At 68.2% G+C, this 20,250-nt stretch carries 21 protein-coding genes; 15 read left to right on the top strand and 6 right to left on the bottom strand.

The window, feature by feature from the left end:
* Nucleotides 1–57: 57 nt before the first annotated feature.
* The 6 genes from HFGMBDPB_RS22620 to HFGMBDPB_RS22595 form a co-directional block, all read right to left on the bottom strand.
* On the bottom strand, nucleotides 58–1,083 hold the full coding sequence (locus tag HFGMBDPB_RS22620; protein ID WP_212646303.1) for an ABC transporter permease: 1,026 nt from the start codon (nucleotides 1,081–1,083) through the stop codon (nucleotides 58–60).
* Nucleotides 1,080–2,636 (bottom strand): sugar ABC transporter ATP-binding protein, encoded by a 1,557-nt coding sequence (locus HFGMBDPB_RS22615; RefSeq protein ID WP_249343631.1) that lies wholly within the window; start codon nucleotides 2,634–2,636, stop codon nucleotides 1,080–1,082. The genes HFGMBDPB_RS22620 and HFGMBDPB_RS22615 overlap by 4 nt, the downstream gene beginning before the upstream one ends.
* Nucleotides 2,637–2,656: 20 nt before the next feature.
* On the bottom strand, nucleotides 2,657–3,577 hold the full coding sequence (locus tag HFGMBDPB_RS22610; RefSeq protein ID WP_016448078.1) for a substrate-binding domain-containing protein: 921 nt from the start codon (nucleotides 3,575–3,577) through the stop codon (nucleotides 2,657–2,659).
* A gap of 34 nt (nucleotides 3,578–3,611) precedes the next feature.
* On the bottom strand, nucleotides 3,612–4,421 hold the full coding sequence (locus tag HFGMBDPB_RS22605; protein ID WP_212646302.1) for a DeoR family transcriptional regulator: 810 nt from the start codon (nucleotides 4,419–4,421) through the stop codon (nucleotides 3,612–3,614).
* 111 nt (nucleotides 4,422–4,532) lie between these two features.
* The gene (locus HFGMBDPB_RS22600; protein WP_016448076.1) at nucleotides 4,533–5,264 is read right to left on the bottom strand and encodes a type 1 glutamine amidotransferase; all 732 of its coding nucleotides are present in this window, start codon (nucleotides 5,262–5,264) and stop codon (nucleotides 4,533–4,535) included.
* A 150-nt stretch (nucleotides 5,265–5,414) separates the two neighbouring features.
* Entirely contained in the window at nucleotides 5,415–6,326 is a 912-nt protein-coding gene (locus tag HFGMBDPB_RS22595; RefSeq protein ID WP_043791313.1) for a DMT family transporter, read from the bottom strand.
* 14 nt (nucleotides 6,327–6,340) lie between these two features.
* On the opposite strand from HFGMBDPB_RS22595, the gene HFGMBDPB_RS22590 reads away from it, so the two are divergent.
* The 15 genes from HFGMBDPB_RS22590 (at nucleotide 6,341) to HFGMBDPB_RS22520 (ending at nucleotide 20,238) form a co-directional block, all read left to right on the top strand.
* Nucleotides 6,341–6,910: a helix-turn-helix domain-containing protein gene (locus HFGMBDPB_RS22590; protein ID WP_026062195.1), complete on the top strand. Its 570-nt coding sequence runs from the start codon at nucleotides 6,341–6,343 to the stop codon at nucleotides 6,908–6,910.
* Nucleotides 6,911–7,362: 452 nt separating this feature from the next.
* Nucleotides 7,363–8,184: a beta-ketoacyl synthase chain length factor gene (locus HFGMBDPB_RS22585; RefSeq protein ID WP_212646301.1), complete on the top strand. Its 822-nt coding sequence runs from the start codon at nucleotides 7,363–7,365 to the stop codon at nucleotides 8,182–8,184.
* Nucleotides 8,177–8,953: a lysophospholipid acyltransferase family protein gene (locus tag HFGMBDPB_RS22580; protein WP_212646300.1), complete on the top strand. Its 777-nt coding sequence runs from the start codon at nucleotides 8,177–8,179 to the stop codon at nucleotides 8,951–8,953. Before HFGMBDPB_RS22585 ends, HFGMBDPB_RS22580 begins: the two co-directional genes overlap by 8 nt.
* Nucleotides 8,940–9,200 (top strand): phosphopantetheine-binding protein, encoded by a 261-nt coding sequence (locus HFGMBDPB_RS22575; protein ID WP_128422704.1) that lies wholly within the window; start codon nucleotides 8,940–8,942, stop codon nucleotides 9,198–9,200. The genes HFGMBDPB_RS22580 and HFGMBDPB_RS22575 overlap by 14 nt, the downstream gene beginning before the upstream one ends.
* 38 nt (nucleotides 9,201–9,238) lie before the next feature.
* Nucleotides 9,239–9,499 (top strand): acyl carrier protein, encoded by a 261-nt coding sequence (locus HFGMBDPB_RS22570; protein WP_212646299.1) that lies wholly within the window; start codon nucleotides 9,239–9,241, stop codon nucleotides 9,497–9,499.
* Between the two features lie 14 nt (nucleotides 9,500–9,513).
* The gene (locus tag HFGMBDPB_RS22565) at nucleotides 9,514–10,065 is read left to right on the top strand and encodes a COG4648 family protein (RefSeq protein ID WP_160854392.1); all 552 of its coding nucleotides are present in this window, start codon (nucleotides 9,514–9,516) and stop codon (nucleotides 10,063–10,065) included.
* Between the two features lie 7 nt (nucleotides 10,066–10,072).
* Complete coding sequence (locus HFGMBDPB_RS22560; protein WP_212646298.1) at nucleotides 10,073–11,839, top strand: ApeI family dehydratase; 1,767 nt, start codon at nucleotides 10,073–10,075, stop codon at nucleotides 11,837–11,839.
* Nucleotides 11,836–12,600, top strand: a complete 765-nt coding sequence (locus HFGMBDPB_RS22555) for a glycosyltransferase family 2 protein (RefSeq protein ID WP_070080336.1) — start codon at nucleotides 11,836–11,838, stop codon at nucleotides 12,598–12,600. Before HFGMBDPB_RS22560 ends, HFGMBDPB_RS22555 begins: the two co-directional genes overlap by 4 nt.
* Nucleotides 12,597–13,574 carry a lysophospholipid acyltransferase family protein gene (locus tag HFGMBDPB_RS22550; protein WP_046239889.1) on the top strand — a complete coding sequence of 326 codons (978 nt, stop codon included), beginning with the start codon at nucleotides 12,597–12,599 and terminating at the stop codon, nucleotides 13,572–13,574. Before HFGMBDPB_RS22555 ends, HFGMBDPB_RS22550 begins: the two co-directional genes overlap by 4 nt.
* Before the next feature lie 23 nt (nucleotides 13,575–13,597).
* Nucleotides 13,598–14,038, top strand: a complete 441-nt coding sequence (locus HFGMBDPB_RS22545) for an acyl-CoA thioesterase (protein WP_046239890.1) — start codon at nucleotides 13,598–13,600, stop codon at nucleotides 14,036–14,038.
* A gap of 143 nt (nucleotides 14,039–14,181) precedes the next feature.
* Complete coding sequence (locus HFGMBDPB_RS22540; protein ID WP_349305390.1) at nucleotides 14,182–14,739, top strand: outer membrane lipoprotein carrier protein LolA; 558 nt, start codon at nucleotides 14,182–14,184, stop codon at nucleotides 14,737–14,739.
* 9 nt (nucleotides 14,740–14,748) lie between these two features.
* Nucleotides 14,749–17,124 carry an MMPL family transporter gene (locus HFGMBDPB_RS22535; RefSeq protein WP_212646297.1) on the top strand — a complete coding sequence of 792 codons (2,376 nt, stop codon included), beginning with the start codon at nucleotides 14,749–14,751 and terminating at the stop codon, nucleotides 17,122–17,124.
* A 14-nt stretch (nucleotides 17,125–17,138) separates the two neighbouring features.
* Nucleotides 17,139–18,389 carry an NAD(P)/FAD-dependent oxidoreductase gene (locus HFGMBDPB_RS22530; RefSeq protein ID WP_209800545.1) on the top strand — a complete coding sequence of 417 codons (1,251 nt, stop codon included), beginning with the start codon at nucleotides 17,139–17,141 and terminating at the stop codon, nucleotides 18,387–18,389.
* A complete protein-coding gene (locus tag HFGMBDPB_RS22525; RefSeq protein ID WP_212646296.1) occupies nucleotides 18,386–19,030 on the top strand; it encodes a DUF3261 domain-containing protein in 645 nt (214 codons plus the stop codon). The genes HFGMBDPB_RS22530 and HFGMBDPB_RS22525 overlap by 4 nt, the downstream gene beginning before the upstream one ends.
* Nucleotides 19,027–20,238, top strand: coding sequence for a beta-ketoacyl-ACP synthase (locus tag HFGMBDPB_RS22520; protein ID WP_212646295.1), 1,212 nt, complete (start codon nucleotides 19,027–19,029; stop codon nucleotides 20,236–20,238). Before HFGMBDPB_RS22525 ends, HFGMBDPB_RS22520 begins: the two co-directional genes overlap by 4 nt.
* Nucleotides 20,239–20,250: the final 12 nt, after the last annotated feature.

Here is a 20,250-nt window from a genome sequence, read left to right as displayed (position 1 = left end):
CTCCCTCCCTTTGGAATCAAACCCCGTGCGCCGTTCGCTGCACCGCCGGCCCATGCGTCAGCGCCTGCGCCTGCTGTGCACATCGATGCACACGGCCACCAGAATCACGCTGCCCTTGACGATGAGCTGATAGAAGTAGGGCACGCTCATCAGGTTCATGCCGTTGTTGATGACGCCGATCATCAGCGCCCCTATCAAGGTGCCCGCAACGCTGCCGTGGCCTCCGGCCAGGCGCGTGCCGCCCAGCACGGCGGCGGCAATGGCGTCCAGCTCCCAGCCCATGGCCGCGTTGGGCTGGGCCGAGTACAGGCGGGAGGTGAGCAGCAGGCCGCCCACGGCCGCCATCAGCCCCGACAGCATGAAGATGGCGATCTTCAGCCGCCCCACCCGTATGCCCGCATAGGTGGCCGCCTCGGCATTGCCGCCTGCCAGATAGGTCTTGCGGCCGAACACGGTGCGCGACAGCACGAAGTGGTTGGCAGCCAGCAGCGCGGCCAGTATCCAGATGGGCACGGGCATGCCCAGCAGCTCGCCATTGCCGATCCACAAAAAGGCTTCGCTGTCCACCGGCTGCGGCATGCCGCCCGAGACGATATAGGCCAGCCCCCGGAAGATACCCATGGTCGCCACCGTCACGATGAAGGACGGCAGATGCAGCAGCGCCGACAGCGAGCCGTTGACCGCGCCCAGCAGCAGGCCGCACAGCAGCACGGCGGGCAGCACCAGGGCAGGCGCCAGGCCCTGGCCCAGCATCAGGCCGGCCGCGCTGCCGGCCAGGGCGACCACCGATCCCACCGAGAGATCGATCTCGCCCAGCAGCAGCACATAGGTCATGCCGAAGGCCACGATGGCGATGATGGACACCTGCAGCAGCACGTTGAGCAGGTTGCCGGCCGTGAGAAAGGCGGGCGACAGCAGGGAAAACAGCGCCACCAGGCCGGCCAGGCCCATGAGCGTGCCGGCATGGCGCCGCAGCGGCTTGCAGGCATGCCGCCAGCCATGCCTGCCGTCATACCGCCGGTCGCCGGGAAGGCGTTCTTCGGGCGCGCCCGTGGCGGGGAGGCCCAGGTCGGAATGGTTCATGGCAGTCCTGCTCCGGTGGCGTGCGCCATCACGGTCTCCTGGCGCAGATGAAGGGTGTCCAGGCTCTGGACCAGGCGCTTGTTGCGCATGACCAGCAGCCGGTCGCTCATGGCCAGTGCCTCGGGCAGTTCCGACGACACCAGGATGACGGCGGTGCCGGCCGCTGCCAGCTCGCGGATCAGGGCGTAGATCTCGAACTTCGCGCCCACGTCCACGCCGCGGGTGGGCTCGTCCAGCACCAGCAGCCGGGGCCGCATGGCCAGCCATTTGGCGAACACGATCTTTTGCTGATTGCCGCCCGACAGCTGGCGCACGGGCTGGTGCAGGCCGGCAACGCGTATCTTCAGCCGCTGCACGCAGGCGCGGGCCAGCGATTGCTCGGCGGCCTCGTCGGTGAGCAGTGCGCCGCCGCGCCCGCTGTGCACCTGCACCATGCAGATGTTGTGCTGCACGGACTGGTCCAGCACCAGGCCTTGCTCCTTGCGGTTCTCGGTCACGAAGGCCATGCCCTGGCCGATGGCGTCGGCCGGCGAGCGCAGGCGCAGCGGCCGGCCGTGCAGGAGGATGCTGCCCGTGCAGCGGTGCATGCCGAACAGCGCATCCATGACATCGGACCGGCCCGAACCGACGAGCCCGAAAAAGCCCACGATCTCGCCCGCATGGACCTCGAAGTCAATGCCTTCGAAGCGCCCGGCCAGGCCCAGCCCGCGCACCTGGAGCAGGGCGCGCGTGCTGCGGTCAGGGGCGGGGCCGCGCGGCGGATAGATGTCCTGCATCTGGCGCCCCACCATGAGCGCGATCAGCGCCCCGATGTCGGTCTCGTCCCGCGCCAGGGTGCAGATGGAGCTGCCATCGCGCATGACGGTGATCTCGTCCGAGATGCGCATGATCTCGTCCATGCGGTGCGAGACGTAGATGATGGCGCGCCCCTCGGCCTTGAGGCGGGCGGTGAGGGTGAAGAGAATCTGCGCCTCGCTGTCGCTGAGCGAGGAGGTGGGCTCGTCCATGATGACGATGCGCGCGGGCTGGCACAGCGCCTTGGCGATCTCCACCAGCTGGCGCTGGGCCAGCGACAGTTCGGCCACCTGCGCGTTGGGGTCCAGGTCCATGCCCAGTCGGGCCAGTAGCGCGGCGGCGTCGCGGCGCAGTGCGCGGCGGTCCACGCAGCCGGCCCGCTGCGGGAGCCGCGCGGCAAACAGGTTGTCCGCCACGCTGAGGTTGGGCGCCAGGCTCAGCTCCTGGTGAACGATGGCGATGCCGTGGCGCTGCGCATCGCCGGGGCTGCCGAGCCGGGCCTGGGCGCCGGCCACCAGCAGCTGTCCGCCATCGGGCCGGTGTACGCCGGCCAGGATCTTGAGCAGGGTGGATTTGCCGGCCCCGTTCTCTCCCAGCAGCGTGTGCACCGTGCCTGCGCGCAGGCGGAAGGAAACGCTTTTGAGCGCCTGCACGGCGCCAAAGGATTTGGCCAGTGCCCGGGCCTCGAGCATGGGGGGCGGCGCAACGGCGTCGAGCATGGCACGGCCTGGGCGGCCGTGTGCAGTGGGGCCTGGCATGGCGGGCTCCGCAGGTCCATTTACCTGGCGGCAGCCGTGTACACGCCGGGCAGCACGGGGTGGAGTTTTTCCACCGGCTTGCCCGACAGCAATTGCGCGGCAAGGGCCACGGATTGCAGTCCCAGCTGGTCGGGGTACTGGCGGATCACGCCCACGAAGGCCGGTTCGCGGTCCACGGCTGCGCGGGCCTCGGCCATGCCGTCAAAGCCCACGATCTTCACCTGCTCCAGCTTTCTGGCGGCCTTGACGCTGGCCAGCGCGGCCAGGGCCGCATCGTCGCCAAAACCGAAGATGCCTGCCAGGTCGGGGTGGGCCTGCAGCATGTTCTGCGATGCGGACAGGGCCTCGGCGCGTGTGATGCCGGGTTGTACCGAGACGATCTTCATGCCGGGGAAGGCCGCGATGGCCGACTTGAAGCCCTCCACGCGATCGACCACGGACTGTATGGACGGGTAGTGCAGCACCCCGATCTGGCCCTTGCCACCCGTGGCGCGGGCCATGAGCTGGCCGGCGAGCACGCCGCCGGCGCGGTTGTCGGTGGCCACGTGCGAGGCCACTTCCACCCCGCTGGCCGCAATGTCCACGGTGATCACGGGTATGCGGGCGGCGGCGGCCTTGAGCACGGCGGCCTTGACGCCGCGTGAATCCACGGGCGACAGGATGATGGCATCGACCTTCTTGCTGACGAAGTCCTCCACATCGGAGATCTGCTTGCCCAGGTCCTGGTTGGCAATGCTCAGGTCCAGCTTCAGCCCCTGCCGCGCGGCTTCCTGCTGCATGGCCTGGGCCAGCTCCAGGTAGAACGGGTGCTGCTGCGTGAGCAGGGACACACCGATGGTGCGCGCGGGGCCGGGGCCCGGCTGTGCAAGCGCCGGGCTGGCCGGCAGGCCGAATGTGAATGCGCCGGCCAGCATGCGCCGGAGAAACGTGTTGCGGTCCATGGCGGTCTCCCTCCCTCTGTCGTTGTGGAAAAACTCAGCTTCTGGCGAACTCGATGCGGCCCTCGGCCTTGTGGGTGGCCTGCAGCCGGTGGCGTGCCAGCAGATCGAAGGCGCCGGGCTCCATGTCCTGGTGTGCGCACAGGCCGTCGAGTTGAGCGATGTCGCAGACCGGGTGTCCGCCCGAGGTGCTGTCCAGATCCAGTGCCAGCGCCACGGCCTTGGCGCTGTGCTCCACGGCTGCCGCGTACAGCCGTGCGGCGCCCGGGTCGCGGCACAGCAGGCGGTTGCGCTCGTCGATGCCGCAGATCTCGAAAAGGCAGATGTCCAGCGGCCGGCCGCGCAGGCCCGTTTCAGCGCCGGGGCCGATGAGGCAGGGCTCGTCGCCGGCCAGCGAGCCGCCCGTGATGTGGATGGTGCAATCGAGAAACTGCCGGGCCGTCGCCACCATGGACAGGTCGTGCAGCGTCAGCGCAATGCCCTGGCGGCTGGCCAGCAGCGGCAGCACGCGGTGGGTGATGCGGCCACCGCCAAGAAAGACGGACGCATCGTCTTCAATCCAGCCCAGGGCGCCCTGGGCCACCTGGGCCTGTGCCGGGCCTTGTGCGGCGGCGTGGGCGCCGGGCAGCTCGGCCGCCGTCTTGAGCAGGGCCGGGTTGTAGCGCGCCTTGCCGAAGGCGCGCACCACATAGCCCTGCTGCTCCAGGTAGTGCAGGTCGTTGCGGATGGTGACAGTGGAGACGCCGAAGAGCACGCTCAGCGCCTCCACCCGCACCTCGTCGGTCTTGCGCGCCAGCTCCACGATCTGCAGCCTGCGCTTGAGTGAACTGTTGCCTTGTTCCTGCATGGATTCTTTCGATTCGAAAGTTTTCTATTTCGTATCGAAAGTTTCCCTGCACGCAAAAGCTGCGTCAAGCGCACCCAGGGTATTCACCAGGGATTGCCTGGCCTGGAAGGTTTACCGGCTGGCCGCGCTCAGGGGCACGACCACGGGCCGCTGCAGCTGTGACGTCCAGGCCCGGTAGGTGCGGTGGGCCAGGGCGTGCAGCACGGGAATGCGCAGGTCCAGGTGGCGCAGGATCTCGCTCTCGGTCTGCGCCGCGGGGCCGCGTGCGCGCAGCAGCTCGTCATGGCCTTCGGCGCACCAGGCAGCCACGCTGGCGGCGGTCACTTCCATGTGGCCCTGGAATGCCCAGTGCCGGCCGTGGCGAAAGCCCTTGTTCAGGCAGTGGCTGCCGTACATGGTGCGCACGGCGCCGCGCGGGATCTCGAAGGTGTCGTAGTGCCAATGGAAGATCGTGGCCTCGCGCGGCAGGTCCATGAGCTGCTGGGCGGCGGCCGTCACCCAGATGCGGCTCCAGCCAATGTTGGGGCAGGGGTTGCGCCAGACCCTGGCGCCCATGGCGCGCGCCAGCATCTGCGCGCCGAAGCAGTGGCCGAGCACGGGAACGTCATGCCGCAGCGCGTCGGCCAGCAGGGACTGTTCATCCTCCATCCAGGGCAGGCCCTCGTTGACGCAATGGTTGCTGCCCAGCACCACGATGCCGCTGTAGTCGGCGGCATGCACAGGGGCTCTGCCATCGAGGGCGGGCTGCAACATTCGGTAGGGAATGCACTGCTGCTCCAGGTGTTCACGCAGAACGCCGGGGCCCTGGGTGGATTCGTGCTGGAGGATGGCGACAGGTCTCATGGCGGCGCGGCTTCATCGGGAAGCCATTTGTTGTGAGGCCTTGACTCTAGGGACGGCTGCCTCAAGGTCGGATTGTGTTTGCGCACAACGCCATCAAGGCCGCATCAAGGCAGCACCGGGACAGCACCACGGATGTCGCCCCCGTCCCTCTCAAGCCGTGGATGCTCCAGCCTTGCGCCGGCTCCATTTCAGCTCGCTGACCAGCACCCCGCCCACGATCAGCACTGCCCCCAGGATGGCCAGCCCCGGCAGCCGGTCGCCGGCCATGCGCCCCACGATGCCGGCCCAGACCGGCTCGCTGGCATAGATCACGGTGGCGCGCGTGGGCGACAGGGACTTCTGGGCCCAGTTCATGGTCAGCTGGATCAGGATGCTGGCGCAGGCCATGGCCACGGCGGCCGTCAGCCAGATCCACGAGAAATCCGGCACCGACTCGCCAGCCACGGGCATGGCCAGCAGCGCCATGGTGCCGGCCGCCAGCAACTGCACCGTGGTCACGCGCCGCGCATCGACCTTGCCCGCGAAATGCCCGATCAGCAGCACCTCGGCCGCAATCGCCAGCGTGCTCAGCATGGTCGCCATCTCGCCCACGTTCAACTCCATTCCCCCGGACTCGGGCCCCGCCACCAGTATCAGGCCCGTGAAGGCCAGGCCGATGCCTATCCAGCTCATCAATCGCGGCGGCTTGCCCATCACCAGCCATTGCAGCAGGGGCACGATGGGCACATACAAGGCGGTCAGAAACGCCGACTTGCTGCTGCTGATGGTCTGCAGGCCGAAGGTCTGCAGACCATAGCCCAGAAAGATGCTGGCGCCGATGGCCGTGCCTGCGACCAGCTCGGTGCGCGTGAGCCCGGCCATGACCTTGCGGAACACCAGCAGCCCGATCAGACCCGCCGTGACGAAGCGCAGGCCCACAAAGAACAGCGGCCCGCTGTGCTGCATGGCCAGATGGACCACGAGAAAAGTGCCGCCCCAGACCATGGTGACGGCGATCAGGGCCAGCTCCTGCCGGCTGAGCAGCGGCGTGCGCGAACTGTGAGAAGATGACGTGTGCAACATATTGCGCAGATCATATGAGAAATATATTGCACAGCGCTGGCGAGCGCTCCGATGTCCTGGCTTTCGTCAGCGAAAACCTGCGCCGCCTTCGCCAGCGTGCAGGACTGAGCCAGGCGGCCCTGGCCGAGGCCGCAGGCCTGAGCCGGCGCATGGTCGTGCAGCTGGAAGGCGGCGACACCAATATCAGCCTGTCCAGCCTGGATCGGCTGGCCGATGCGCTGGGCGCCAGCTTCATAGAAATCGTCAGCGACCCGGCCGCGCAGCGCCTGCGCATGGACGCCATGGCCTGGCGCGGCACCCGGCCCGAAAGCCAGGCCATGCTGCTGGGCAGCGTGCCCGCCACGCGCGAGGCCCAGCTGTGGTCCTGGTCCCTGGGCCCCGGCGAACGCTACCAGGCCGAACCCGACCCGGAAGGCTGGCACGAGATGATCGTCGTGGTCGAAGGCCGCCTGCTGGTGGACCTGAGCGAAGGCCCCATGACGATTGAAGCGGGCGACTACGCCATCTACGGCAGTGCCCAGGACTACGCCTATGTGAACCTGCACGAAGGCGTGACGCGGTTCATTCGGAATGTGATCTCCTGAGGGGGGAGCCTTCTCCTCCCGGTCCATGCTCGCTCCAGCCCGGCCGGCTTCGGCCCGTGCGCTGCGCGCGCCAGCCGTATTGGCGGGTACCTAGAACAGGGGAGGCCGGCCCTTGTTGCACTGCGTACGCCCCACGGGCGACGGAGCCCCTTTCTGGTCGGGCACAAGCGCCTGCAGCGTGCCCACCTGCGTGGCCGACGGCTGGACGGCCATATCGGCATTGGCCGTGGGCGTGCCGCACTGGCGCCGCGCCGCAGCTCAGGAGCAGCCGGCGCATTGGGCAGGAGAGCCGTCGGCCACGATGCCGTCGTACCCATGGGACCGACGCTGCGCCCGCTGTCGCCAGTAGCACTTAAGTAACAGATATTGAAAATAGATACTATTGAATTTTTTGTTTCAATAGTTAAGATGCATCGGTTTTTTGTCAGAACAACGGCCGATAGCGATCGGGCGTGAAATTCAAACATCGGCATCAGAGGGAGATTTGCGTGCGCCACGTTTTTGCGATTCGGGCGTGGTCGGCGCTCGCGCCTGGACTGCAGGAGCCTGCCCAGTGGCGGCAGTGGGCACGTCAACCCATCCTGCCGCAAGGGCAGGTGCATCCGGATCTTGCCCATGTTTCACCCATCGTCCGCAGGCGCTTCGGGCGATTGGCGCGATGCGTAGTCATCCCTGCCGACGCCGTTCTGGCGCAGGCTGCAGTGGCCGATTTGCCCATGGTCTGGGCTTCGCGCTACGGCGATGCCGAAAAGTCCCTTGACTTGCTGCAAGCGCAGGCCCTGGGGCAGGCTTTGTCTCCCACGGCATTCGGCCTGGCGGTGCATAACGGCATTGGCGCCCAGCATTCCATTTTGCGAGGCATGCGTGCCAATGCCTTGTGCGTGGCGTCCACCGATTGCGCGCCGGAAGCGGGCATGGTCGAAGCATTGGGCTTGCTGCACGAAGGCGCGCCGCAAGTCATGCTGGTCTGCTATGACGCGCCACTGCCTGCTCCGTATGACGGCTTCCACACAGAGCCCCAGGTGGTATTCGCCTGGACGGTCTTGGTGCAATGGGCAGTACCCGGGGAGTCCGGTTTCCAGTTGAGCAGGCAGCCCGGGATGGACGCCGCGCAGCCGGAGCCGGACCACGCGCCGCATTTGCAGCATTTACCGCACGGGTTGCAGGTGTTGCAGTTTCTGTTGCACGACGGCCAGGCATCCCTGACAGGCCCGCAGCGCCCGGTACGGCGCCGTGGCGCAGGTACATGGCGATGGGAGCGCGCTCATGGCTGAGTGGCTCAATCGTCAGTGGCGCCTGGCGGCCACCGGCCTGTGCTTTGCCGTGTTCGGCCTGGGTGGGCTGGTGGTGCGCTGCGTGGTCTATCCGGCCTTGCTGCTGACCGTGCGCCAGCCGCAGTCGCGCCAGTGGGCGGCCCAGTCGGTGATCCATCACAGCCTGCGCTGGTTCGTGGCCCTGATGGCGGGTGTCGGCGTTCTGTCCTATGAAGTGCACGACCGTGAACGTCTGCAGCGGCGCGGCCTGCTGATTCTTGCCAATCACCCATCGCTGATCGACGTGGTGTTCCTGATCTCCTTCGTTCGCCATGCCGATTGCATCGTCAAGGCGGCGCTGGCAGGCAACCCTTTCACGCGCGGCCCCATCCGGGCGGCCGGCTTCATTGCCAACAGCCGTGGCGAGGGCCTGCTGCAGGACTGCCTGCGCTCGCTGGAATCCGGCAACAACCTGATCATCTTTCCCGAAGGCACGCGAACACCGCTGCACGGCAAAGTCCGGCTGCAGCGCGGCGCGGCCCATGTGGCGGTCAGAGGCCGCATCGATATCACGCCGGTGCACATCCATTGCAGCCTGCCCATGCTGACCAAGGGCGCGCCGTGGTGGCAGGTGCCGCCGCGCAAGCCCCACTTTTTCATCGAAGTCCGTGACGACATCGGTATCGAGGCCTTTTGCCAAGGGGCGGCCAGCGACTCCGTGGCGGCCCGACATGTCACGGACCACCTGTCCGCACAACTATTCAAGGAACCGTCCCGTGCCAGAGCTTGAGCAAGAAATCAAAGAACTCATCATCGAGTCCCTGGCGCTGGAGGACATCACGCCGCAGCAGATCGATGCGGGCGAGCCCCTGTTTGTCGAGGGCCTGGGACTGGACTCCATCGACGCGCTGGAGCTGGGCCTGGCGCTGCAAAAGCGTTTCGGCGTGAGCCTGTCCGGGGACTCGGAACAGACGCGCCAGCATTTCCGCAGCGTCCAGGCGCTTGCTGCCTTCGTGGCGGCCCAGCGCACGCACTGAGTGCGGCCCTCCGCGCAGACCGCAGCAAAGACATTTTCATGAACAAAGAAACCATCTACGAACGCATCGTCGAAATCCTGACGGAAACCTTCGATATCGAGGTGGAGCGCATCACGCCCGAAGCCCGTCTCCATGACGACCTGGACATCGACAGCATTGATGCCGTGGATCTGATCGTCCAACTGAAGCCTCTGGTCGGCAGGCGGCTCAATGCCGAGGCCTTCAAGTCGGTGCGCACCATCCAGGACGTGGTGGATGCGCTGCATCAGCTGATGCAAGAAGACAGCGCCGTCGCCTGAGGAACACGCCTGCCATGCGCAAAACCGCGACAGGCCTTGTGCTGCTGGCCACGGTGCTCTATCCGCTGGCCGTCTATGCCGCGTTGGGGCGTGTGGCTGCGCACTGGATTGCCGCCGCATTGGTGGTGCTGGCGCTGGCGCGTGCCTGCAGCAGCCGCGAAGGATTTTGGTGGGTGGTCGCTGCGGGGGCGGCGGCGCTGTCTGCCGCCTCGTGGTGGCAGGGCAATGGCCTGGCGCTCAAGTTCTATCCGGTGCTGGTCAATGCCGTGCTGCTGGCCGGCTTTGGTTGGAGCCTGTGGTTTCCGCCGTCGGTGGTGGAGCGCCTGGCCCGGCTGCGGCAGCCTGATCTGCCTGCGCCGGCCGTGCGCTACACCGCCCGGGTGACGGCCGTTTGGTGCGTCTTCTTTGTCTGCAATGGCGCAGTGGCGGCCGGTACGGCTCTGTATGGCAGCGACGAGGCCTGGGCCTTGTACAACGGTTTGATCGCCTATGGGGCCATGGGGCTGCTGATGGCGGTGGAGTGGCTGGTGCGCCAGCGTGTGCGCAGGCGCCATGGACATGTGTGAGGCAAGGATGACGGCCACAAAGAGCGAACAAGGTCTGGCACTGGCATGGGTGGCATTGGCGCAGGTGGCACTGCCGCAGTCCAGGGACGCAGGGCATGTGGTGGCAAGGCCGCAGGATGCGCCGGTCACGCACGCGCAATGGGTCGATGCTGTCCGGGCGTGGTGCGCGGCCTTCCAGCGTGTGCAAGGGGCGGAAGTGGCCTTGTACTGCGGCAATCCGCTGACCTTTGCCGCTGCGCTATGGGGTGCATGGCACGCGGGCAAGACGCCGGTGCTGGCCAGTGACCTGCATGCGCACACGCTGTCGGCGCTGCTGCCCCAGGTGGCGGCCTGCGCGGGCGAGTTGCCCCAGGCCCTGGTGCCTGATGCCGCTGGCGCGGACGGCGTGGTACTGCAGCCCCTGGACATGCTCAAGGCGCGCGTCGTGCTGTTCACGTCCGGCTCCACGGGGGTGCCCGAGCGCATTGAAAAGCGGCTGTCGCAGCTGGATGCCGAGGTGCAGGCCCTGCAGGCCGTGTTCGGTGCCGGCATGGCGCAGGGGCCGCACGTGCAGGTGCTCTCCACCGTGGCGCACCATCACATCTACGGCCTGCTGTTCCGCATTCTGTGGCCGCTGGCGGCGGGCCGCGCCGTGGGCACGCATCTGGCGCACTATCCCGAGGATCTGGTGCAGCCACTGCAGCAGGCGCCGCGCAGCCTGCTGGTATCGAGCCCCGCCATGCTCGACCGCTTGCCGACGCACCTGGACTGGTCGCAGGCGATGGAGCGGCTGGGCGGCGTGTTTTCCTCCGGCGGTCCACTGGCCGAGAGCGCCGCGCAGCACACGCTGCAGCTGCTGGGCCATTCGCCCACCGAAGTCTTCGGCAGCTCTGAAACGGGCGGTATCGCCTGGCGCCGCCGCGCAGAACACGGCGAATCCTGGCAGGCCCTGCCTGGCGTGGAGCTGCGCCTGTCGGACAACGGGCTTCTTGCCGTGCGCTCGCGCCATCTGCCTGATGCGCAGCTTTGGTGGGAGACGGCCGACCGTGCCTTGCCCGGCACCGACGGCCTGGGCTTCGTGCTGCAGGGGCGTGCAGACCGCATTGTGAAGATTGCCGAAAAAAGGGTGTCTCTGACCGCCATGGAGCGTGTTCTGGAAACCCATGGTGGAGTCCGGCAGGCCAGGGCTGTGGTGCTGGAGCAGCCGCCCGGCGCCAGCGGCATCGCTGGCGGCGCGCCGCAGCGCGTGGGCATGGTGGTGGAGCTGTGCGAAGCGGGCTGGCAGGCGTTGCAGCAGCAGGGCCGTCGCGGCATGGGTCAGGCGCTGCGCTTGCTGCTGCAACCCTGCGTGGACCGCGTGGCCTTGCCGCGCCACTGGCGTTATGTGGAGCGCATGCCCATGAATGCGCAGGGAAAGACCACGCATCACAGCCTGCTGACCTTGTTCAATCCCGTGATTCCCGTGCCGGCATGGCAGGAACGCAGCGCGCAGCGCGCCACGGCGCAATTGCTGGTGCAGCCCCGGCTGCGCGTGCTGGAGGGGCATTTTCCCGAGGCATCCCTGGTGCCCGGCGTGGCGCAACTGCATTGGGTGGTGAGCCTGGCGACCCAGGCCTTCGGCCTGGAGCACGGATTTGCCGACGCGCAACTGCTCAAGTTCCAGCAGCCCATCCTGCCCGGCGATACGGTGCAGATGCAGCTGCAGTGGCAGCCCGAGAAAGGCTGGCTGCAGTTCGAGTTGAGTTCCGCGCGGGGCGTGCATGCCAGCGGCCGCCTGCTGGAGCGCAGGCCATGACGGCACCTGGCTTTCGCCCCACGGCCCTGATCCCCGTCTACAACCACCCCGACACGGTGGGGGGGATGGTTCGGGGCTGCCTGCGCGCAGGCCTGCCCTGCCTGCTGGTGGACGACGGCTCGGAGCCGCGCTGCGCCGCCGTGCTGGATGCGCTGGCAGCGCAGCACGCAGGGCAGGTCCAGGTGCTGCGCCTGGCAAGCAACCAGGGCAAGGGCGCCGCCGTGATGGCCGGCCTGCGCGCCGCGCTGGCCCAGGGCTGCACGCATGCGCTGCAGATCGATGCCGATGGCCAGCACGCCGTCAGTGACATTCCCGCCTTCCTGGCGCTGGCCCGTGCCCACCCGGGGAGCATGGTCTGCGGGGCACCCGCCTATGACGCCAGCGTGCCCAAGGCGCGTCTTTATGGCCGGTACCTCACCCATGTGTGGGTGTGGATCAACACCTTGTCGTTGGACATTCGCGATTCCATGTGCGGCTACCGCGTGTATCCGCTGAAGACCACGGTGGCGGTGCTGGACCGCTCCCGCATGGGGCGGCGCATGGAATTCGACACCGAAGTGCTGGTGCACCTGCACTGGCGCGGCGTGGCCTTCGTGACCTTGCCCACGCCCGTGACCTATCCCGCCGATGGGCTGTCGCACTTCAGGGTCTGGAGCGACAACCTTCGGATCTCCGGCATGCACGCGCGCCTGTTCGGCGGCATGCTGCTGCGCAGCCCGCAACTGTTGGCGCGCCGACTGCGAACGCGGGAGGCGTCATGAGCGGGCCTTCCACACGCAGCCCGCACCACTGGGCGCAGATCGGCGAAAGCACCTGCGTGGGCGGCATGTGGCTGCTCTACCAGCTTCACCGCTGGCTGGGCCGCTGGCCCTTTTTGCTGTGCCTGTATCCGGTCGTCGGCTACTACTGGCTCACGCGCCCGGTGGCGCGGCGCGCTTCCCTGCAGTACCTGCAGCGCCTGCAACAGGCGCATGGCCTGTGGCCGCGCGGGCCGGGCTGGGTGCACGGCCTGCGGCACTTTGGTGTCTTTGCCCAGGTGATCCTGGACAAGCTGCTTGCCGTGACGAACAGCTACCGCACCGAGCACGTGCGTTTGGAGGGGCAACAGCCCTTGCTGGACCTGATGGCCCGCGGGCAGGGGGCCGTGCTCGTGACCGCGCACATGGGCTGCGTCGAGCTGTGCCAGACCCTGGCCCGGCAATGCCCTGGCCTGCAACTGACCATCCTGGTGCATACCCGGCATGCCGAGCGTTTCAACCGCCTGCTGCGCCGCATGGCGCCGGACAGCGGGGTGCAGCTGCTGCAGGTCTTGGACTTCAACATGGCCACCGCCATGGCACTGGCCGACCGCGTGGCGCGCGGGGAGTTCATCGCCATTGCCGGTGACCGCGTTCCTGTGCATGAGAGCAAGACCACGCAGGCCCTGTTTCTGGGCCATGAGGCCGCCTTCCCCTGCGGGCCCTACATCCTGTCTGCCCTGCTCAAGTGCCCGCTGTATTTCATGGGCTGCGTGCATGAGGGACGGGGCTATGCCGTCGAGTTCGTGCCGCTTGCCGCCCAGGTTGAACTGCCGCGCGCGCGGCGCGCGCAGGCGCTGGCCGGCTATGCCCGGCTCTATGCCCGGCAGCTTGAACGCCTGCTGTGCAAGGCGCCTTATGACTGGTTCAACTTCTTCCCGTTCTGGGAGCAGGGCATGCCTGCACCTGCACCCACGCATCCTCTCAACCATGGGTAATTTGCCCTTCACGCGGAGCCTTCATGGCCACTGACCAGGAAATCGCCTCGCGCGAGCGGCTGAGCTACGAGATCGAAGTCACGCCGGCGTTCTACGACATCGACGTGATGGAGATCGTCTACCACGGCCACTACGTGCGCTATCTCGAACTGGCTCGCAGCGCCTTGCTGGCCCACTTCGACTACGACTATCCCCGCATGCGAGACTCCGGCTACGGCTGGCCCGTGGTGGACATGCGTCTCAAATACGTGCGCCCGGCGCTGTTCGGACAAAAGCTCCGGATCAAGGCCTCCATCACCGAGTGGGAAAACCGCCTGCGCATCGACTACCTGATCAGCGATGCCGCCACGGGCGAGAAAGTGAACACGGCCCACACCACCCAGGTGGCCGTGGACATGCGCACGCGCGAGATGTGCTTTGTCTGCCCTCCCGTGCTGTGGGAACGGCTGGGGGTGCAGCCATGACTGCCCGAGGGACGCGCTTGGCTGCATGGGGCATGGCCTGCGCCCTGGCCTGCACCTTGTCTCTTCCGGCTGCCTTGCAGGCTGCGCCTACTGCCGGTGTTTCCGGCGTTGGCGACGGCTCCCAGACCGCCCCGGCCTCCCAAGTGTCACAGCAGGCTCTGTTGGCCCAGGTGCGTGAGCGCGTGCAGAGCGCGCCTGTGGTGCGTGGTCAGTTCACGCAGCTCAAGACCGTGCAGGGCTTCAGGCAGCCGCTCAAATCCTCGGGCGACTTCGTCGTGGCACGTGGCAAGGGCATCGCCTGGCAGGTGCGACAGCCCTTTGCCTCGACGCTGATCGTCAGGCCCGACAGCCTGCTGTCGCGCGGCGCCGATGGCAGCACGGCCGTGCAGATGCGCGCGCAGGACGAGCCTGTGCTGCGCACCATCAATGCCATGCTGTTTGCCGTGGTGTCGGCGGACCTGGCGCAGCTCACCCACTACTTCGAGGTCAGCGGCCAGGTGCAGGGTGCCGGCTGGAGTCTCCACCTCGTGCCGCGCGACCCCGTGCTGGCCCAGTGGCTGCAGGCGGTGGACCTGAGCGGCCAGCAGTTTGTGCAGTCCGTGCAATTGCAGGAGGCGCGCGGCGACCGCAGCCAGATCCAGATGGCGAACCCCGTTGCCGAGCAGGCGCTGCGTGCGCAGGATGCCGCCCTGTTTGACTGAGCCCGCGCCATGAGCACCAGTCCATCCCCCGCGCACGACACCGGCAGCCAGGACCGTCCCGGCCTTCTGTGGCGTGCAGCCGCATTGGCTTGGCTGCTGGCCGTGCTGGTGGTGGCCGTGCACCAATGGCATTTCTGGCATGGCCAGCGCATGGACACCGATGTGCTGGCACTGCTGCCGGTCAATGAACAGGCGCCCGAGGTGACGCGTGCCACGCAGCAGCTGGCCGACCAGTTGTCGCGCCAGGTCACCGTGCTGCTGGGTACGCCCGACTGGGCCGGCAGCCGACAGGCAGCACAGCAGTTGCGGCAAAGCCTTTCACGTCAGGCGGCCGCGCCGCTGCGCGAACAGGCACTGGCGCAGCAGGTCTCCATGCAGGCGGCCCTGGATTTCTACCAGCCCTGGCGCCAGTCCCTGCTTACGCCGCAGCAGCGCGACCGGCTGCAGCACACGCCGGGCGAGCTCCTGGTGCAGCAGGTCCTGCAGGACCTGTACCAGCCCGGCCTGCAGGCGCGGTTGAGCGACTGGATTCGTGATCCCCTGGGCCTGTGGACCCCCTGGTGGACGGCGCGCGCTGCGCAAAGCCATGCGCGGCCGCGCGACGGCGAGCTGTGGGTGTCCGGGCAGGGGCAGCAATGGGTGCTGCTGCAGTACGCGCTGTCGGGCTCGGCGTTTCGCCTGTCAGGCGAACCCGTGCTGCAGGATGCGCTGCAGCAGGCCCTGGCCGATGTGCGCCGGCAATGGCCCGATGCGCAACTGCTGGTGGCCGGCGTACCGCTGCATGCCGAGGCAGCGGCCACGCAGGCGCATGGCGAGATCAACACCATCGGCTGGGGCTCCCTTGCCGCTGTCCTGTTGCTGGCGTGGCTGGCATTTCGCGCCGTGCGCCCGATGGCCCTGGTGGGCCTGTCCCTGCTGATCGGCACGGCGGTGGCGCTGAGCGTGACGGCGGCCCTGTTCGGCCAGGTGCATTTGCTGACCCTGGTGTTCGGCGCCAGTCTGGTGGGTGTGGCCGAGGACTATGGCATTCACTACTTTGCTGCCCGGCAGGGCGCCCCACGGCGCACGCCGCATGCGCTGATGCGTTCCCTGCTGCCGGCACTGTGGCTGGCGCTGGGCACCAGCGTGATTGCCTATCTGGCACTGGGCGTCGCGGCTTTCCCGGGACTGCGGCAGATGGCCGTTTTCTCCGTGGTGGGACTGGCTGCCGCCATGTTGACCGTAGTCTGCTGGTTCCCCTGGCTGGACCGGGGCCACATGCCCGCCAGTCCCGCTGCACGGCGCATAGGCCTGAGCCTGATGGCCTGGCCGCGCTGGCGCGCAGCGCTGCCGGGTTCGGTGGTGCTGTGTGCCGCCATGGCGGCCTGGCTGGCGTGGGGTGGGCGCCTGAACATCCAGGACGATGTGCGCCAGCTGCAAAACGGCGCGCCTGCCCTGGTTGCCCAGCAGCGCCAGGTGGGTGACATGCTGGGCCTGCCCAGCCCGGCCCAGTTCTACCTGCTCGACGGGGCCAGCGACCAGGAGCTGCTGCAGCGCGAGGAGCTGCTCAAGCAGCGGCTTGATGTGCTGGTGCAGCATGGTCAGCTTGCCGGTTACACGGCTGTGTCCGACTGGGTGCCTTCCGCCCGGCGCCAGAGCGAGGATCTGGCCCTGGTGCGCCGTGTCGAGGACCAGGTGCTGCAAGGGATCAATGCCCAATTGGGCGAGTCTTTCAGTGCGCCTGCCGCCGCACCGGTGCAACCCCTGACCGTGCAGGCCTGGCTGGAGCAGTCCATCTCCGCGGCGGCCGGCCCCCTGTGGCTGGGCGAGCGCGATGGCCGTTGGCGCAGCATGCTCATGCTGCGCGGCGTGGCCGGTCAGGCCGCACTGCCGGGGCTGGCGCAGGCAGCGCATGGGCTGGAGGGCGTGGTCTGGGTGGACAAGCCCGCCGAGATCTCCGGCCTGCTGCAGCGCTACCGCCTGTCGATGACGCAACTGCTGGTGCTGGGCCACGGCCTGGTGCTGGCGGCTCTGTGGCTGCGCTTTGGCAGCCAGGCCTGGCGAGCCTGGCTGCCCACCGTGCTGGCCAGTCTGGCGGTGGCGGTGGTCCTGTCCGTCTGGGGCCAGCCCTGGCAGCTTTTCAACGTGCTGGCGCTGATGCTGTTGCTGGGCGTGGGCATCGACTACGGCATCTTCCTGCAGGAGCACGAGGACGATCCCCACGCCTGGCTGGCCGTGGTGATCGGCGCGGCCAGCACCTGGCTGTCATTCGGCCTGCTGGGCCTGTCCCAGACGCCGGCCTTGCGGGCCTTTGGCGTCACGCTGATGCTGGGCCTGCCGCTGGTGCTGGTGCTGGCGCCGCTGTTTCGCGCGCCGCCGCAGGCGCCTGCCGGCACCTCTCTCTGAAAAAGACACCGTACATGCAACGTACCGAACAGACTGAAATCCTGATCATTGGCGCCGGCCCCTCCGGCGCCGTGGCGGCGGGCCTGCTGCGCCGGCAGGGGCGCCGGGTGCTCATCCTGGAGAAGGAAGAGTTCCCGCGCTTTTCCATTGGCGAGAGCCTGCTGCCGCAAGGCATGGCCTACATCGAGCAGGCCGGCATGCTGCAGGACGTGGTGGAGGCGGGCTTCCAGCACAAGAACGGCGCGGCCTTCGCCCGGGGCGATCTGCGCACGGCCTTCGACTTCCGTGACAAGTTCTCCTGCGGATGGGGCACGACGTACCAGGTGCAGCGCGCCCATTTCGACAAGGTGCTTGCCGATGCCGCCCAGAAGGCGGGCGCCGAGATCCGCTATCGCCATACGGTGACCGGCGTGGACGTGGCAGGCGCCCAGCCGCAGGTCACGGCCCGCACGCCGCAAGGCGAGGAATATGTGGTGCAGGCCCGCCATCTGCTGGATGCCAGCGGCTTTGCGCGCATCTTGCCGCGCATGCTGGGGCTGGAGCGGCCCTCCGGTTTTCCCGTGCGTGCGGCCCTGTTCACGCATGTCGAGGATCGCATCGCGGCACAGGACATGGACCGCGACAAGATCCTGATTTCCGTGCATCCCGAGCACCGGCATGTGTGGTTCTGGACCATTCCGTTTTCCAATGGCCGCAGCTCGCAGGGCGTTGTCGCCACGCCCGAATTCCTGGAGCGCCATGCGGGCTCCGAGGTCGAGCGCCTGCGCGCCATCATTGCCGAGACGCCCAGCCTCGCGCAGGTGCTGCGCAATGCCCGGTGGGACACGCCCGGGCGTTCGCTCACGGGCTACTCGGCCAATGTGACGGCGCTGTGGGGCCCAGGCTATGCCTTGCTGGGCAATGCGGGCGAGTTTCTGGACCCGGTGTTCTCCAGCGGCGTGACCATTGCCCTGAAGTCGGCCAGCCTGGCCGCCGACTGCATCGCCCGCAGCTGGCAGGGCGAGGCGGTGGACTGGCAACAGGACTATGCCCAGCCGCTGCAGGCAGGTGTCGATACCTTCCGTGCCTTCGTGCAGGGCTGGTACGACGGCAGCTTCCAGGACGTGATCTTCCACCCGTCGCATGCGCCGGACATCCGCCGCATGATCTCGTCCATCCTCGCCGGCTACGCCTGGGATGGACGCAACCCCTATGTGGCCGAGCCGGAGCGCCGCCTGAACGTGCTGAGCCAGCTTTGCCAGCCGGGGCAGGGGGTGATGGCATGAGGCGGCTGCGTCTTTTCCCGGCCTTTGCGCGCCAGCGTGCGCCAGCCTTGTTTGCGGCGTGCGCTGCCATCATCACGGCCAGCACGCTGGCAGGCTGCTCCACCGCACCAGAGGCGCGTGCACCGCAGGGCAATGCCACGTCGCCGCGGCTGGCATTGCCGCCGGCTGCGCTGGGCTGCGCGCTGGCGCTGCAGCAGCATCTGGTGGTGCAGGCGCCTGGCCAGCCCGCGCAGGAACTGGACGCGCTGCTGGAGGTCGATGCGCAGACGGTGCGCCTGGCGCTGGTCCACCTGGGGCAGCGCGTGGGCGTGATCGTCTGGGATGGGCGGCAGCTGCAGGCCGAGCTGTCACGCTGGTGGCCGGCGCAACTGGCGCCGGCGCAGGTGCTCGGCGACATGCAGCTGGCGCTGTGGCCGGTGGACGCCATTGCGCAGGCCTTGCCTGCATCCTGGGTGTTGGAAGAGGTCGGAATGTCCGGTGGATCGGCCAGACAGCTGTCTCACCAAGGGCAGACGCGCGTCGAGATCCGGCCTGCCGGCAGCGACGGGTTCGAGATCGTGTATGCCGCAGGCGCCTGGCAACTGCGCGTTGCCTCGCCCGGCGGCATGCGTCCCTGTGCCAATGCAGGGGAGGGCGCATGACCGCGATCACCCCGACGGCACAGGCCGTGTTTGTGCAAACCCTTTCAGCCACCAGCGCCCTGGGCGCCGATGCGGCCGGCCTGCGCGCCGCATTGTTCGCCACCCAGGCCCCCGACAGCCTGCAGTGCAGCGACCGCTACAGCCCGGGCCGGCACCTGCCGCTGGGCTGCCTGCCGCCCCATGTGGTGCTCCCCACGCTGGACTGGGCACCGCCGCCGCAGCGATCGCGCAACAACGCCCTGGCATGGCACACCGCCCAGGGCGTGCGCGGCTCGGTGGAGCAGGCCTTGTCGCGCTGGGGCCCGGCGCGTGTGGGCGTGGTGGTGGGCACCAGCACGGCCGGCGTGCAGGAGGGCGAAGCCGCCGCCGCCCATTGGCAGGCACAGGGCCGGTTCCCGCAGGACTTTGACTACGCCTTGCAGGAAATGGGCAATGTGTCGGAGTTCCTGGCCCAGCACCTGGGCATCCAGGGGCCGGCGCACACCCTCTCCACCGCCTGCTCCTCCGGAGCCAAGGCGTTGGCATCGGCCGCGCGCTGGCTGCAGGCCGGCCTGGTCGATGCCGTGCTGGCCGGCGGGGTGGATGCGCTGTGCGCCTTCACCGTGGCCGGTTTCAGCGCGCTGCAGGCCGTGTCGGACAAGCGCTGCAACCCGCTGTCTGCCCGGCGCAGCGGCATCAACCTGGGCGAGGGCGCGGCGTTCTTCCTGCTGACGCGAGAGCCAGGCCCCGTGCGCCTGGCCGGTTGGGGCGAGACCCAGGATGCCCACCACATGTCGGCCCCCGACCCATCCGACCAGGGCGCCATCCAGGCCATGGAGCAGGCGCTGCGGCGTGCGGCCATGCGGCCCGGTGACGTGGACTACATCAACCTGCACGGCACGGCCACGGTGCACAACGACGCCATGGAAAGCCTGGCCATACACAGCGTGTTCGGCGAAGCAACGCCCGTGAGCTCCACCAAGCCGCTGACCGGCCACACCCTGGCGGCGGCCGGGGCGCTGGAAGCGGCCATGGCCTGGCACCTGCTGCACGACAACCCGCAGGGCCGGCTTCCTGCGCACTGGTGGGATGGCGAGCAGGCGCCCGAACTGCCCGCCCTGGCCGTGGTCCGCCCGGGCATGGCGCTGGGGCGTGCGCCCCGGGCCGTGCTCAGCAATTCCTTTGCCTTTGGCGGCAGCAACTGCGCCCTGCTGCTGGCCGCTGCCTGAGGAGTCATCGAG

The sequence above is a fragment of the Delftia sp. PE138 genome (assembly GCF_018320755.1).
Classification (GTDB): Bacteria; Pseudomonadota; Gammaproteobacteria; order Burkholderiales; family Burkholderiaceae_C; genus Comamonas; species Comamonas tsuruhatensis.
The sequence above is the reverse complement of the archived record's forward strand: the minus strand, read 5'-3'. Positions and strand labels throughout refer to the sequence as shown.

Coding starts and splice junctions, on each gene's coding strand:
- HFGMBDPB_RS22550 (WP_046239889.1), top strand. CDS start 12,597: ATGAGCGGGCCTTCCACACGCAGCCCGCACCACTGGGCGCAGATCGGC.
- HFGMBDPB_RS22525 (WP_212646296.1), top strand. CDS start 18,386: ATGAGGCGGCTGCGTCTTTTCCCGGCCTTTGCGCGCCAGCGTGCGCCA.
- HFGMBDPB_RS22520 (WP_212646295.1), top strand. CDS start 19,027: ATGACCGCGATCACCCCGACGGCACAGGCCGTGTTTGTGCAAACCCTT.
- HFGMBDPB_RS22565 (WP_160854392.1), top strand. CDS start 9,514: ATGCGCAAAACCGCGACAGGCCTTGTGCTGCTGGCCACGGTGCTCTAT.
- HFGMBDPB_RS22535 (WP_212646297.1), top strand. CDS start 14,749: ATGAGCACCAGTCCATCCCCCGCGCACGACACCGGCAGCCAGGACCGT.
- HFGMBDPB_RS22560 (WP_212646298.1), top strand. CDS start 10,073: ATGACGGCCACAAAGAGCGAACAAGGTCTGGCACTGGCATGGGTGGCA.
- HFGMBDPB_RS22590 (WP_026062195.1), top strand. CDS start 6,341: ATGAGAAATATATTGCACAGCGCTGGCGAGCGCTCCGATGTCCTGGCT.
- HFGMBDPB_RS22545 (WP_046239890.1), top strand. CDS start 13,598: ATGGCCACTGACCAGGAAATCGCCTCGCGCGAGCGGCTGAGCTACGAG.
- HFGMBDPB_RS22530 (WP_209800545.1), top strand. CDS start 17,139: ATGCAACGTACCGAACAGACTGAAATCCTGATCATTGGCGCCGGCCCC.
- HFGMBDPB_RS22580 (WP_212646300.1), top strand. CDS start 8,177: ATGGCTGAGTGGCTCAATCGTCAGTGGCGCCTGGCGGCCACCGGCCTG.
- HFGMBDPB_RS22605 (WP_212646302.1), bottom strand. CDS start 4,421: ATGCAGGAACAAGGCAACAGTTCACTCAAGCGCAGGCTGCAGATCGTG.
- HFGMBDPB_RS22610 (WP_016448078.1), bottom strand. CDS start 3,577: ATGGACCGCAACACGTTTCTCCGGCGCATGCTGGCCGGCGCATTCACA.
- HFGMBDPB_RS22570 (WP_212646299.1), top strand. CDS start 9,239: ATGAACAAAGAAACCATCTACGAACGCATCGTCGAAATCCTGACGGAA.
- HFGMBDPB_RS22595 (WP_043791313.1), bottom strand. CDS start 6,326: ATGTTGCACACGTCATCTTCTCACAGTTCGCGCACGCCGCTGCTCAGC.
- HFGMBDPB_RS22600 (WP_016448076.1), bottom strand. CDS start 5,264: ATGAGACCTGTCGCCATCCTCCAGCACGAATCCACCCAGGGCCCCGGC.
- HFGMBDPB_RS22615 (WP_249343631.1), bottom strand. CDS start 2,636: ATGCCAGGCCCCACTGCACACGGCCGCCCAGGCCGTGCCATGCTCGAC.
- HFGMBDPB_RS22620 (WP_212646303.1), bottom strand. CDS start 1,083: ATGAACCATTCCGACCTGGGCCTCCCCGCCACGGGCGCGCCCGAAGAA.
- HFGMBDPB_RS22555 (WP_070080336.1), top strand. CDS start 11,836: ATGACGGCACCTGGCTTTCGCCCCACGGCCCTGATCCCCGTCTACAAC.